Here is a 14049-nt window from a genome sequence, read left to right on the forward strand (position 1 = left end):
GAACGCGGAGGTGTCTTATGATTGAACGGACGATCATTCATGTACTGTCACATAATGTGGTGATGGCACATTTGACATCAGGGAAAAATTCAATTGCTTTTGGTAAAGGAATTGGATTCAAAAAAACGCCTGGCATGCTCATTAGCGAAGGCGATATTACACAAGAATTTCTCCTGCATACATCTGAGGTACTTAAAAACTACGAACAAATATTGAATGCGGTTGATTTGAAAATTATCGGGATTACGGAGGAAGTCATCGCATATGCGCAAAGCATGCTGGAAGGCGACTTCTCCGAAACGATTCACGCCTCGCTGGTCGATCATATTAACTTTGCTGTCGAACGACAAAAACGTGGTATTTTCATCACGAATCCATTCGCTTATGAAATTGGGTATATGTATCCTGAGGAATACAAAGTAGCCAAGAAGTCCGTAGATTTCCTCAATGATCATTTGGATGTGAAATTGCCGGAAGATGAAGTTGCCTTCTTGGCTATGCATTTCAATGGCGCTCGTAAAAAAGAGCAAGCTTCTGATTCCTTAGCGGTAGTTAGAGTAGTGTCGCAGACGATCGAATCTGCCAAAGAATTAGGCTTTAATTTCGATGATTCGTTCTCAACGCTGCGGTTCATTAGTCACTTGAAAGGTGTCATTGAACGGGTCAAACAAAAAAAGACACTCCAGAACTCACTGCTTGAAAAGATTAAAGAGGAGTATGGAGATACCTATGTGAAAGCGAAGGTATTATCTCTCATGCTGAGTGATTCTCTTCAATTAGAAGTGCCTGATGATGAAACGGGTTACTTGACGATGCATCTGGAACGACTGCTTCAACGAACAGAAGCCTAGGTTGTTAAATAGCTAATCTTGATTCCTTGCAACCTTCATGGAGCAGGGATTTTTTGTTTGAAATAGAGGCGAAATGCCTTTCAGTGGATTGCATATTTGCACGTTGTCAGCTAAACTGACTGTTAGAGTCATTAGAGAACGGAGTGCATAGGACATGCTGTATAAGAAGTTAGGAAAACCAATCTTGTTCCGAATGGATCCGGAGAAGGCACATCATCTTACGATTGACGGGCTAAGTGCTGTAGTGAGCTTCCCAGGTGGGAAACAACTACTTAAATCCATGTATGGAGTGCCCTCTTCACCACTCTTGGCCCAACAATTATGGGGACTACAATTCGCAAATCCAATAGGTCTGGCAGCTGGTTTAGATAAAAATGCGAAGGCTGTTAAGGGATTCTCGCAACTAGGCTTTGGTTTCATGGAAGTAGGCACAATTACACCAAAGCCACAACCGGGCAATGAGCTGCCGCGGCTATTTCGTCTTCCGGAAGACAAGGCGCTTATCAACCGAATGGGCTTTAATAATGTAGGAACAGACGTGATGGCAAAAAACTTGATGAAGACAGGTAAACGTGACATACCCGTAGCTATTAACATAGGTAAAAATAAGACGACACCGAACGAACAGGCCGAAGAGGATTATCGAGCTTGTATTCGGGAGTTATATACATATGGTGATTTCTTTGTTGTGAATATTAGCTCACCAAATACACCAGATTTGCGTAATTTACAGCATGGGAACGATTTGAAGCGATTGCTTGATGCAGTTACAACGGAAATGCAGCTTCAAGAGAAGAAGAATGGTCATTCGGGTAAACCTGTTTTGGTTAAAATTGCGCCGGATCTCACGGATGAAGAGCTTGAATTAACCGTGCATACGATTAAGGATAGCGGTATTTCTGGGATTATTGCCACGAACACAACGCTAAGTAGACAAGGGCTGGTACATCAGAATCGCGAGCAAGCAGGCGGACTTAGCGGAAAGCCTCTAACACAGCGAACAACGGAGGTCATTAGACGTGTCTATCAACTTACGGAAGGCAAGCTGCCGATCATTGGGTCCGGGGGGATATTTACTGCGCAGGATGCCTATGACAAAATACGGGCTGGAGCAAGCTTAGTAGAAGTGTATACGGGTTTTATTTATGAAGGACCCGGGATGCTTACAAGCTTGAATAAAGGTCTTCAAGATTTGCTGAAGAGAGATGGATATACACATATTTCCCAGGCAATCGGCGCAGATCAGCACTGACTTCATTCAGAATGGAGGATAAATGGATGGATGGACGAGATTGGAAGAAATTTCTCCTGCCTTACGAACAAGCGGTGGAGGAGCTAAAAGTAAAATTCAAGACACTGCGTGGCGAACTCAAGAGTAGAGAAGAGTATGCACCTATTGAGTTCGTAACGGGACGTGTCAAAAAGATATCAAGTGTACTGGAGAAAGCGAAACGCTTGAGCGTTCCGATGGATCAATTAGAGTCCGGTATCGAGGATATCGCTGGGATTCGGATTATGTGTCAGTTTGTAGAAGACATTGATCGTTTGGCCGAGCTGATTCGCAGCAGACAGGATATGAATGTAGTCTACGAAAAAGATTATATTGCCAATAAGAAACCGAGTGGCTACCGCAGCTTTCATATTATTATTGAATATCCCGTTCAAACCGCTTTAGGTATGAAACGAATATTAGCTGAGGTGCAAATTCGGACGCTCGCCATGAATTTCTGGGCGACGATCGAGCATTCTTTGAATTATAAATATAAAGAACAATTGCCATCTGAGGTTAGAGCACGCCTTAGTAAAGCAGCGGAGGCTGCTTATCTGTTGGATCAGGAAATGTCCAGCATTCGTGGTGAGATTGTTGCGTCTCAGAAGATGTTTGAGGATAACTCGAATTTGGTAAACATCGTACTCAATAACATTCAGGAGCTTTATTTCTATCATAGAGTTCGGGAAGCCGCTCAATTTCAGCTGAGATTTAACGAAATATGGGAGACGGAAGAAGGTTTGAGTGATCTGTCGTCCGATATTGAGGCTGCAATCGCCAGAGCGAAAAAAGGAGACAGTAACTGATCTATGAGTACCTACGATCGTTTATATGTGGCTTACTTGTACTATTTCAATGATCAGCGAGACTATTTCGAATGTCATGAAGTGATGGAGGAGCTTTGGCTGGAGGAAGGCCGAAGCCCCTTATACCAAGGTCTACTGCAGGTTGCAGTGGGCCTTTATCATCATGCCAATGGAAACGTAAGCGGTTCCATTAAGCTCTTTAGCGCAGGACTGGATAAGCTAGCGCCATATCCTGCACATACGCTCGGCATTGATTTGGAAAGATTGATCCGAGATAGCGAGACGTATTTAACTAAGCTGCAGCAAATCGAGAATGAGCCGTTTCCCCCCTATGATTTGGACATTCATATCCTAGATGATGAATTGAATGAACAAATTGCGAAATTAAAGCTAAATCCCCCTCAACATGAAGAGGAGGAAGGCCATGATTGAGGTTCGTCAGCTGAGCAAATATTATCAAGTACATGAGCGAGAGCCTGGATTCATGGCATCTTTGAAAAGCTTGTTTCACCGGAAGTTCCGTACAGTTAAAGCTGTGGACGATATTTCCTTTTCCATACCTGAAGGTGAAATTGTGGCTTTTCTTGGTCCCAATGGGGCTGGCAAGACGACTACGATGAAAGTATTAACTGGACTGCTGCATCCTTCAGGTGGTGAAGTGAAGGTGGGCGGTTTTGTTCCTTTTCAACAAAAAAAAGAATTTAAGAAGCAGATTTCGCTCGTCATGGGACAGAAAAGCCAGCTTATCTGGGACATTCCCGCAGCGGAAACGTTTCTGGTTAATAAAGTCATTTATGAGATACCAGATCGGGAATATGAAGAAACCTTAGGAGACTTGGTGCAGCTGCTCCAGTTGGAAGAAGTTATCCGCAAACCGGTTAGACAGCTTTCTCTGGGGGAGCGGATGAAGTGTGAGCTGGCAGCTGCGCTGCTGCATCGCCCGCGCATAGTATTTCTAGATGAGCCGACGATTGGCCTCGATGTGAATATGCAGGAAGTGATGCGCCGATTCATTCAGGATTACAGCCGTAAATATAAGGCGACCATTTTACTGACGAGTCACTATATGGCGGATGTTACGGCGTTATGTGAGAGAGTGCTGGTGATTGGAAAAGGCCGTCTCCTTTACGATGGTGCTATTTCCCAACTGGTTGATAAGTATGCGCCTAATAAGCGTATTCGACTTCAATTGGCTGAACGGGTCAAGGAGTCAGAGCTAATCGACGTATCCCAAGGGTTAGGGATGTTATTTCATTATGAGTTTCCAAATGTGGAATTGGACGTGCCGAGAGAGCAAGTTTCTGAACTTTCAGCCCGATTATTAACCCGTTTGACGGTATTGGATTTGACCATTGAAGATCCTTCCATGGAATCGGTGATCGCACAAGCGTTTGAAGCGGGGACCGAAGGGGGAAGTTAAGGAGCATGAAGGCGTTAGCTTTATTTTGGCAAAAATATCGTATGCTGCTTCGAGTTGAATGGGCGGTTATGTTTGCCTATCGGAGTGAATCACTCATATGGATGATAGCTGCATTCATTCAACCTCTGGTCAGTATGGCTGTTTGGCTCTCGATAAGTGATAACAATTCCATTGGTGGATATACCGCACATGATTATATGGTGTATTTCCTGGGCGTACTTCTTGTAGATCGATTGACGAGTACATGGGATGTGTGGGAGCTTGATGCCAGCATTCAGGACGGGTCGCTCTCCACCAAGATCGTACGCCCCTTCCATCCGGTTCACTGGAGTATTTCTCAAAATCTCGTATATAAGTTGTTTTTTGCTGTTTTGCTAATACCCGCATGGGCGGTAGCTGCTGCGTTTGTCCCTATGCTCAGGTTGACTATTTCCTTGGAAATAATTGTACTCTCGTTCTTCGCTATTGTGCTTTCCTCTGCAATCCGTTTTCTAATCGGTTTCGAGTTTGGTCTGATGGCTTTTTGGACGAATAGGGCGACTGCGATCTATAGTTTATATGAGGGTGTTCATTTGTTTCTTGCTGGTCGGTTAGCCCCGCTGAGTATGTTTCCTGCTTGGGTTGAAAAAATGGCAGCCTGGCTGCCTTTCTATGGAACCGTCGGCTTTCCAGTTGAGCTGCTGACAGGCAAGCTTACGCTTGGATCATCCGCGATAATTCACAACTTTGCGATCCAACTTATTTGGCTTATTGTCCTTCTTGTAACGTTTCGGTTGATGTGGAGGCAAGGCATGAAAAAGTATGGCGCTGTGGGCGGATGAGGAAGGTGCGGTGTGACAGTGATCAAATACATACGACTTTTTAGAGAGTTTATGCGGGCATGTTTAGTCGAAGAGTTCGAGTATAGAGCTAATTTTGCTGCAAATCTCCTATCCACGTTATTTTGGCTGTTCATGGCGATCTTAACAGTTCAAGTATACTTTTATCGTACACAGGAGATTGGCGGCTGGGGTTTCTATGAGGTGCTTGTACTTCTAGGTATTTTTAACGCTGTACACGGTTTTATTGAATTTATCCTACAGCCGAATATGTCTCGTCTAGTCAGTCATATCCGTAAAGGGACATTGGATTTCATCCTGACGAAACCAGTTGACAGCCAATTTTACATTAGCTTTAGACATCTGGTTTTCTGGCGATTAGCCGATATCATTCTTGGTTTTGGCTTGACGGCTTACGCACTCTTGGAGCTGGACGCTGTTCCTAGTTTTGTGGAGCTTATTCGCTTTGTCATTGTTTTCCTTGCATCGTTGGTTGTGGTCTATTCGCTTTGGATGGGCATGATGATGTTCTCGTTCTGGGCTGTTAAAGTAGATAACTTGTCTTATTTATTTAGTTCGTTTTTTGAAACGGCACGGTTTCCAGTTTCGGTCTATAAAGGGTTATTACGGTTCACCTTAACCTATATATTTCCGATTGCTTTCATAACGACATTCCCGGCTGCAGCGCTCATTGGTCGAATCAGTGGATGGCAAGTTGCTTGGAGTGTTGGGATTGCGATAGTTTGTTTCGGATTGACGAGGGTATTATGGAAGATTGCCTTACGCCATTATACCAGTGCGAGCAGTTGAGTTTCGGAGGCGAAAATAGAGAAGGGCTTCTCACCTTGCGGTGTGAGAAGTCCTTTTTTGTGTGGAGTGAGTTATCCCGCATTTCATACATAAATTTACGGGAAGTGGGAAAACTTTTCCATAAGACATAGTTATTCCTATGAATTTGGTGGTGGCGAGCTCATGAAATCTTGGACGAAAACGCTACATCAACTTTTTAACAGAAAGAAAACCACTCTCCCCCTTTCACAAGAGAGGGAGCCAATGGAAATGCCTATTTTGCAGCAAAGCCTTTATCTTGATATTGGACTGAACATCGCTCAGATCAAAACGATTTTTGGACATAGCTCTGATATAGTAACCGGAGAGTTATGCCTGGATGCCGAAAATACCAATAAGATTGGCTATGTATACTTAGATCAATTGGTTAATAAATCATTTTTTCAAGAAGTGACGAATGCTCTATTTACAGGAACTACTCAGCTCATCGAAGCCATAAATACCGGTTTCTATGATTCACCAGATTTGATTAGGAACAGCATTCATGCTTGCGGTGAAGTCAAAACGATCGAAGATTTTCAAGTATTGTGCCAGAATATATTGTCTGGTGAGACTGTTATTCTAATCGATGGCTATGCACTTGCACTTTCTGTGAATACAGCTGGCGGAGATATGCGTTCTGTGGAAGAACCTTCAACGCAATCCGTAGTAAGAGGTCCTCGTGATGGATTCACGGAATCGATCGGCACGAATATATCCCTCATTCGCAAACGAATAAAGAGTCCCAATTTATGGTTAGAAACCATGGCGATTGGCAGAGTCACTCAAACCACAGTGTCAATTATGTACATAAATGGAATCGTAAATGACAAAATTGTTGAAGAGATACGTCTCCGGCTTGCACGAATTGATATTGATGGGATCTTGGAAAGTGGCAATATCGAGGAACTTATACAGGATGAAACCTTCACGCCGTTTCCAACACTGTACAATACAGAACGTCCCGATGTTATCGCGTCAGGATTGCTTGAGGGTCGCGTGGCCATCCTGGTAGATGGAACACCATTCGTACTTGAAGCACCAGCACTGTTCACCCAGTTTTTCCAATCTGCTGAAGATTATTACCAACGGGCTGAATTTGCCACACTTATCCGCATATTGCGATATATTTGCTTCTTTATCTCTTTGATGGCTCCTTCGTTCTATATCGCTATGACAACGTTTCATCAAGAGCTGGTGCCCAGCTCTCTGCTGTTTAACTTGGCAGCGCAGCGAGAAGGTATACCTTTTCCGGCTTTTGTTGAGGCGCTTCTTATGGAGGTTACTTTTGAAATCTTGCGAGAAGCCGGCGTCCGTCTCCCCAAGACAGTAGGGCAAGCTGTATCTATCGTAGGTGCCTTGGTTATTGGACAGGGTGCTGTTGATGCAGGGCTAGTTTCACCGGCTATGGTAATTGTCGTTGCCATTACGGCGATTTCCAACTTTGTAATCCCGGCTTTTAGCATGGGCATTCCAATCCGCATCATTCGGTTTATTCTGATGATTTTTGCCGCAACGTTTGGTTTATTCGGGATCACCGTTGGCTTAATTGCGATGGTCCAACATTTATGCAGCTTGCGTTCATTCGGGGTGCCGTATATGGCTCCTATGGCGCCTTTTGTCCTTGATGACCAGAAAGATACCATTCTTAGATTCCCTCAATGGGGGCTATTCTCTAGACCACGTTTCATCAGTCAAAAAAATAAAATTCGGGAAAATAATACCCCAACAACGAAACCAACACGGAAGTAAAAGGGAGGAGGGCTCTGCCTGATGAAAAGATTAGGTTGTATTCTTTGTACACTTATCTTACTTGGCGTCGTGCTCTCCGGGTGTTGGGATCGACATGAATTAAATGATCTGGCCATTACGGTTGGTGTAGGGTTCGATAAAAGTGGCAAAGAGTATTTAGTTACAACTCAAATTGTGAATCCGAACGAAGTTGCATCTAAAAAAGGGAGTGGCTATAGCACCCCAATTACAACCTTTTCAGCGGCGGGGGTTTCAACGTTAGAGGCAGCACGAAAGTTAACGACAGTGACCCCTAGAAAAATATTCGCTTCTCATTTACGTATTCTCGTGATTAGCGAAGAGCTTGCCCGTGAGGGTGTTTCCAAGGTATTGGATGGCATTTCCAGAGACCATGAAGTTCGATCCGATTTCTATATCATTGTTGCCAAAGGAACGACGGCTGCAAAGGTTCTTCAAATATTAACCCCAATAGAGAGAATACCAGCTAATAAAATGTTTAAGACATTAGAAACGTCAGAGAAAGCTTGGGCACCCACCGTTAGCATTCAACTTGATCGCTTTATAACCAACCTTGCTAAACCTACCAGAGACTCGGTACTTACCGGAATTCGAATAAATGGAGATTTAGAGAAAGGAAAATCCAAATCCGTTTTAGCAGAAACTACGCCTCGCACGTTTTTGGAATATTCAGGAATAGCTTTATTTAAGAAGGATAAGCTGGTCGATTGGCTAAACGATGATGAAAGCAAGGGATATAACTACATCATGGGTAATGTTAAAAGCACAATGGGACATATCACCTGTCCCAAAGGCGGAACAATATCCTTTGAAATTATCCGAGAAAAAATCAAAGTTAAAGCTCATGTTGTAAACGGCAAGCCCGAAATTAATATTAACGTACTTTTGGAGCAAAATGTAAGTGAAGTTCAGTGCCAGATTGACTTGTTGGATCCAAACACTGTCCCTGAATTGGAACAAATCGCCGCAACTAAACTAAAACAGATTATGACTTCCACAATTAAAAAGGCCAAACAGAACAAAGCTGATATTTTCGGCTTTGGAGATGCTATAGAAGATATCTCCCCCAAGACTTGGTTGAAAGTGAAATCCGATTGGGAGAACGAATTCTCCGAGTTAAAAGTGAATATCGATACTGATATACACATTCGCCGTTTGGGAACAACGAATAATTCGATCATCGTGCGGCCAAAGGAGGAATGATCTCGAATTGCTGACAAATCTCTTGATTATTATTGGTGCTTCTATCATCGGTTTCTTGGAAGCCCCCGCTTTAAGGCGTAAAAAGCTATTCTTAGAAAGCTGGGTTTTCTTTGCTCTTCTGCTAGCTGGGACCCTTCTTAGTATCCTATCAAATCTTCGTGTAAATCTTCCAAACCCACTTGACTTGATTACCTTCGTCTATAAGCCTGTCAGTGATTTCGTTTTCGGTATCCTAAAGTAGAGGTGTGTCCAATGATCGAGCAGGGTAAGATTGGCGTCCATCAATTTACCATATTAACCATTCTTTTTACAATTGGCAGTTCCATTCTCATAGCTCCTTCGGGACTTGCTTTCGCGGCCAAGCAAGATGCATGGATTGCTGCAGTCTTGGGTCTCCTTGTCGGTTTACTGCTAATTATGCTGTATCAAGCTCTTGGAAGTCGCTTCCCCCAAAAAACATTGGTTGCCTATAGTGAGGAACTCATGGGGAAATGGCTCGGAAAAGCGGTGTCCTTCCTTTATTTTTGCTTTTTTTTCATTCTTGCGGCACTTGTTCTTCGCAATTTAGGTGATTTTATTACGACACAGGTATTGGTGGATACCCCACTGCAATTCACTCATATCTTCTTCTTAGGCGTTATCATTCTTGGCATTCGAAATGGCATCGAGACATTCACTCGGACTTCGGAAATTTTCCTGCCATGGGTATTAGTTTTCTTCTTCCTCATGTTTATTCTACTCCCCTCCCAAATGAAAATGAGCTATCTACAGCCCATCTTTGGGTATGGATTGAAGCCAATCGTTCGTGCATCCGTCTCAATTATTGGAACACCTTATTTGGAGCTTGTTGTCTTCTTAATGATTATTCCTTTGGTGAATCAAACTAAAAAACTGGGGAAGGCATTCCTTGTCGGGGTTTCTATTGGGGGAGGTTTGTTGGTTGTCATATCGCTCTTATCTATTCTCGTATTAGGAGATGATTTAACTGCCGTCCAAATGTATCCGAGCTATAGCTTAGCGAAAAGAATTAGTATTGGTTCCTTCCTGGAACGTTTAGAGGTCTTCATGGCAGGGATCTGGTTTATCACCATCTACTTCAAGCTTACTTTGTGCTTCTATGCGGCCACTATGATTTTCGGTGAAGTATTTAATCTGAGGGATGTTCAGCAGCTTTATCTACCCTTGGGCATGATATTAGTCGTGCTTTCGGTCATTGCTTACCCTAACACGGCATATTTTATTCAGTTTGCAACCAAAATATGGGTCTTCTATTCGGGGACATTTGGGTTTCTCATCCCTTCGTTATTACTTGTTTTGGCTATTCTAAGAAAAAAACGCAAACCATTAGGTAAATAGAAAAGCAGCGGAATCTCCGCTGCTTTTATCGTAGGATTAACCTTTATACTTTTGGAAAAAGGCTTTGAATGTTTCAGGAGTATTACCACCGGTTGAACCGGATTCCGGAACACCGCCAACAATTCTTTCAACTTCTACACCATTTTTGTAGTAGACGAGAGTAGGTGTAGATTCGATTTTATATTTCTGCCAGCCATCCTTGAATTCCTCCAAGTTGAACTGTTTAACATCAATACCTAGCTCTTTTTGTATCGGAACAAGAACTGGGGTCGTTACTTTACAATGTGGACAGGTCGAAGCGTAATAATATTGGAAAAATGTTTCTTTGTTCTTCAATCTTTGATCCAAATCCTTCGGTAGAATGAGGTTCTGGTAATTCGGATCCGTTAATTGTTTCACTGTTTCCGGATTTAATTTGGATGCGGCAACGCCATAAGGATTGCCTGCATTAGCTTTGTCCGAAGATTTGGTAGACTGCTGATTAACGAAATATAAGCCTCCAAATAAAACAAGAACAATGCCTAGATAAATAAGCAACTTCTTCAATGTATGCACCTCTTTATAATGTTTACTCTCTACTATCTTCTATAAAAAGTATAGCATATCCTGTTGGTATTTTGAAAATAATTGGCTGTTTGGTGACAAGTCAGCTATAATACCGATATTAAAAGATGAAAGAGAAGATGTCCGGATGACGAAGCAGCTGCCTGCCCTATTTAGAGAAAAAATGATTGATTTATTAGGTGAAAATGAATTTGAGAAATTTCTGGAATCGTATGACCAACCGAGATCGTTTGGTTTAAGGGTGAACACGGTGAAGGTGGAAAAGGCGGATTTTTTGGCGAAGAGTCCGTTTACGCTAAGCGCAGTGCCTTGGGCTTCCGAGGGGTTTTATTATGAAGAAGGTGAACGTCCGGGGAAGCATCCATATTATCATGCTGGGCTTTACTATATTCAAGAGCCAAGTGCGATGGCGCCTGTAGAATTGTTGCAAGTACGCCCAGGAGAACGTGTACTTGATTTATGTGCCGCACCTGGTGGGAAATCAACGCAAATAGCCGCTAAGCTTCAAGGCGAAGGGGTTCTTGTTGTTAATGACATTCATTCCGATCGTGTGAAGGCACTAGTGAAAAACCTTGAGCTTCTGGGTGTTAGAAACGCTATTGTTTTGAATGAGAAGCCGGAGCGGATGTTGAAGGTCTTCCACGGCTATTTTGATAAAATACTAATTGATGCGCCTTGTTCGGGTGAAGGGATGTTCCGTAAAGAAGAAGAGATGATGCAGCAGTGGGAGCGTCATTCGGTGCAGGAATTTGCTAGTATGCAGAGAGAACTGCTTGGTCAGGCTGCCCAAATGTTAGCGCCCGGAGGCATGACTGTATATTCGACCTGTACGTTCTCACCGGAGGAGAATGAAGCGCAGATCGCGGAGTTTTTGGACAAGCATCCGGCGTTTGATGTGGTACCGGTAGAGGGTTTTGGTGCTGGAAGGCCGGATTGGCTGCGGGCGCCTTGGTGTGAGGAGGAGTTTTCTGACCATGCTCGTGAGGCTGTGGCGGGGACGGCAAGGCTTTGGCCGCATCGTTTGCGGGGCGAGGGGCATTTTGTTGCTGTGTTGCGGCGGGACGGGGCTACTGTTGAGGGAGATGCAGGGAGTGCAGGAAATGCAGGAGATGCACGAGATGCAGGGAGAGCTGTCGACGTTGTGTCTGCATCGGGGAAGCGCAGCGGCCGTGAGGCGCTGAGGAAGGGTCGCGCGGAGACGTCGACTCGCGCGGCTGTGAGCTTGGAGCCGCTGCTGGCGTTCTCGGGCGAGCTGCTGCGCAGCGAGCCCTTCGCCGCGGAGCGGCTCGTGTGTTACGGCGAGCACGCGTATGCGTCGCCGGCAGGTTTGCCCGAGCTGCACGGACTGAAAGTCGTGCGGCCGGGCTGGTACATCGGCTCGCTGCACCGCGGCCGATTCGAACCGTCCCATGCGCTAGCCATGGGACTGCGCATGCGCGAAGCCAAGCGAGCGCTGAGCTTGGCTTCGAGCGACGAGCGAGCCCTTCGGTACCTGAAGGGTGAGACGCTCGAAGTCGCGGAGAGCGAGATTATCCGCGACCCGGAAGTGACCAAGGCAGCAAAAGGCTACTGCCTGGTCTGCATTGAAGACCATCCCGTCGGCTGGGGCAAATGGCACGACGGGATGCTGAAGAACGAATACCCGCCCGGCTGGAGGTGGACCTAATCGGTCATGAAACAAACACAAAGGCTCGATAAAATACTCGCCCATGTGGGCATTGGCACACGCTCTGAACTCAAACGCCTCGCCAAAGAAGGCGCGATTTTCGTCAACGGTGCGAAAGTCAAAGACAGCGGAATGCAGGTGAACCCCGATACCGATATCATCACTGTAAACGGTGAACCGGTGTTATATCGTGAGTTCGTTTACCTCATGATGAATAAACCGCAGGGGGTCGTCTCTGCCACAGAAGACAATCGCGACCGCACGGTTGTGGATCTTTTGGATAAGGCATATACGCCATTCGAGGTTTTTCCTGTTGGACGTCTGGACAAGGATACAGAAGGCTTCCTTTTGCTAACGAATGATGGAAAATTGGCCCATAATCTTCTTTCTCCACGCAAACATGTACCCAAAACCTACTTCGCGAAAGTGGAGTGGGAGGTAAGCGAATCGGACCGCGAAGCATTCTCCGAAGGTGTTACTTTGGACGATGGTTATGAAACACTTCCGGGTATTTTGAGAATTTTGAAGACCGGCAAAGAGTCTGAAGATGAGCCCTCGGAAATCGAGCTAACGATCATGGAGGGCAAATTCCATCAAGTGAAACGGATGTTTCAAGCCGTAGGCAAAAAAGTCGTATACTTGAAACGAATTTCGATGGGGCCACTTGCGTTAGATCCAAGTTTAGAATTGGGTCAAGTGAGAGAGTTGAGTAAAGATGAACTTCTTGCTTTGCAGAATGCAACTTAATGTCAATTACGATAACACGCACATTCACGGTTTGAATGAAACGGATTGTGCGTGTTTTATTTTTAATCTTGCTAACGCTCTTCCCATTTCTTTAAGATGGATGCAATAATCTCCTTTTTTGTCTCCTCAGCAAGTCCGTTCCTTAGTTCTGTGATGAATTCAATAAAAAGCAACGACAGAAGCTCATTCAGGTCCATATCCAATGGAATCTCGTACTTACAATCCCAATCATCGAAAAATACGGCTATTCGGTTGACTTCTCTTGGATGGATATCTATGTTAAGGGTCAAATAATCTCTTGCACTGGTCATACTAGATATGTTAGACAAACTCCATTGAAACTTCTCAACTCTATTTATATCTCGCAGATTATTACCTATTACGTTGGTATTCGTGTTTAAAAAATGACTGTAGTTTTCTCTCAAATCCAGCACGTAATCGTACAAATCTTTATCTTGGCGTACGTGATCAAGAAAATTATCAAATAATAGTTTAACGAGAAACGTTATATTCATACCAAGCAGTTCTTCATTTGTTGTGTACTGGATATCTTCAATAAAAACTTCTGCCCGGTTAAAAAAATCGCGAGGTGCACGAACTTTAACGGTTTTATAAAATTCGGGTGTTTCCCTGTTAAAAAAACTAGTCCATGATTTTAAAGTTAGCATACAAGCGGTCCTCCTTTTCTTCTCTATTACTACTTATTCTAAATCTAGCACACATATGACAATCGTTATGGCAAAAAGAGCC

General features: G+C 44.1%; 15 protein-coding genes. 13 read left to right on the plus strand and 2 right to left on the minus strand.

Annotated elements, in window-relative coordinates; genetic code table 11:
* Positions 1–17: 17 nt before the first annotated feature.
* The 11 genes from QFZ77_RS14165 (at position 18) to QFZ77_RS14215 (ending at position 10322) form a co-directional block, all read left to right on the plus strand.
* Positions 18–851 (plus strand): PRD domain-containing protein, encoded by an 834-nt coding sequence (locus QFZ77_RS14165; protein ID WP_307440524.1) that lies wholly within the window; start codon positions 18–20, stop codon positions 849–851.
* 154 nt (positions 852–1005) lie between these two features.
* The gene (locus QFZ77_RS14170; protein WP_307440526.1) at positions 1006–2103 is read left to right on the plus strand and encodes a quinone-dependent dihydroorotate dehydrogenase; all 1098 of its coding nucleotides are present in this window, start codon (positions 1006–1008) and stop codon (positions 2101–2103) included.
* 26 nt (positions 2104–2129) lie between these two features.
* Entirely contained in the window at positions 2130–2927 is a 798-nt protein-coding gene (gene yjbM / locus QFZ77_RS14175; RefSeq protein ID WP_307440529.1) for a GTP diphosphokinase, read from the plus strand.
* A 3-nt stretch (positions 2928–2930) separates the two neighbouring features.
* Positions 2931–3359: a DUF309 domain-containing protein gene (locus tag QFZ77_RS14180; RefSeq protein ID WP_307440532.1), complete on the plus strand. Its 429-nt coding sequence runs from the start codon at positions 2931–2933 to the stop codon at positions 3357–3359.
* Complete coding sequence (locus QFZ77_RS14185) at positions 3352–4347, plus strand: ABC transporter ATP-binding protein (RefSeq protein ID WP_307440534.1); 996 nt, start codon at positions 3352–3354, stop codon at positions 4345–4347. Before QFZ77_RS14180 ends, QFZ77_RS14185 begins: the two co-directional genes overlap by 8 nt.
* A 5-nt stretch (positions 4348–4352) precedes the next feature.
* On the plus strand, positions 4353–5168 hold the full coding sequence (locus QFZ77_RS14190; RefSeq protein ID WP_307440535.1) for an ABC transporter permease: 816 nt from the start codon (positions 4353–4355) through the stop codon (positions 5166–5168).
* Positions 5169–5186: 18 nt separating this feature from the next.
* A complete protein-coding gene (locus QFZ77_RS14195) occupies positions 5187–5975 on the plus strand; it encodes an ABC transporter permease (protein WP_373462742.1) in 789 nt (262 codons plus the stop codon).
* A gap of 162 nt (positions 5976–6137) precedes the next feature.
* Positions 6138–7745, plus strand: coding sequence for a spore germination protein (locus QFZ77_RS14200; protein WP_483874769.1), 1608 nt, complete (start codon positions 6138–6140; stop codon positions 7743–7745).
* A gap of 21 nt (positions 7746–7766) precedes the next feature.
* Positions 7767–8966, plus strand: coding sequence for a Ger(x)C family spore germination protein (locus tag QFZ77_RS14205; RefSeq protein WP_307440541.1), 1200 nt, complete (start codon positions 7767–7769; stop codon positions 8964–8966).
* 7 nt (positions 8967–8973) lie between these two features.
* Positions 8974–9207: a hypothetical protein gene (locus QFZ77_RS14210; RefSeq protein WP_307440544.1), complete on the plus strand. Its 234-nt coding sequence runs from the start codon at positions 8974–8976 to the stop codon at positions 9205–9207.
* Between the two features lie 11 nt (positions 9208–9218).
* Positions 9219–10322, plus strand: a complete 1104-nt coding sequence (locus QFZ77_RS14215; RefSeq protein WP_307440548.1) for a GerAB/ArcD/ProY family transporter — start codon at positions 9219–9221, stop codon at positions 10320–10322.
* A 36-nt stretch (positions 10323–10358) separates the two neighbouring features.
* On the opposite strand, the gene QFZ77_RS14220 is transcribed toward QFZ77_RS14215, so the two are convergent.
* Entirely contained in the window at positions 10359–10868 is a 510-nt protein-coding gene (locus tag QFZ77_RS14220) for a thioredoxin family protein (RefSeq protein ID WP_171690027.1), read from the minus strand.
* Between the two features lie 145 nt (positions 10869–11013).
* On the opposite strand from QFZ77_RS14220, the gene QFZ77_RS14225 reads away from it, so the two are divergent.
* Positions 11014–12552, plus strand: coding sequence for an RsmB/NOP family class I SAM-dependent RNA methyltransferase (locus tag QFZ77_RS14225; protein ID WP_307440552.1), 1539 nt, complete (start codon positions 11014–11016; stop codon positions 12550–12552).
* Between the two features lie 6 nt (positions 12553–12558).
* On the plus strand, positions 12559–13299 hold the full coding sequence (locus QFZ77_RS14230) for a pseudouridine synthase (protein ID WP_307440554.1): 741 nt from the start codon (positions 12559–12561) through the stop codon (positions 13297–13299).
* A gap of 71 nt (positions 13300–13370) precedes the next feature.
* On the opposite strand, the gene QFZ77_RS14235 is transcribed toward QFZ77_RS14230, so the two are convergent.
* Positions 13371–13967, minus strand: a complete 597-nt coding sequence (locus tag QFZ77_RS14235; RefSeq protein ID WP_307440557.1) for a hypothetical protein — start codon at positions 13965–13967, stop codon at positions 13371–13373.
* Positions 13968–14049 lie beyond the last annotated feature (82 nt).

It is taken from the genome of Paenibacillus sp. V4I3 (assembly GCF_030817215.1).
In the GTDB taxonomy this organism is placed as follows: Bacteria; Bacillota; Bacilli; order Paenibacillales; family NBRC-103111; genus Paenibacillus_E.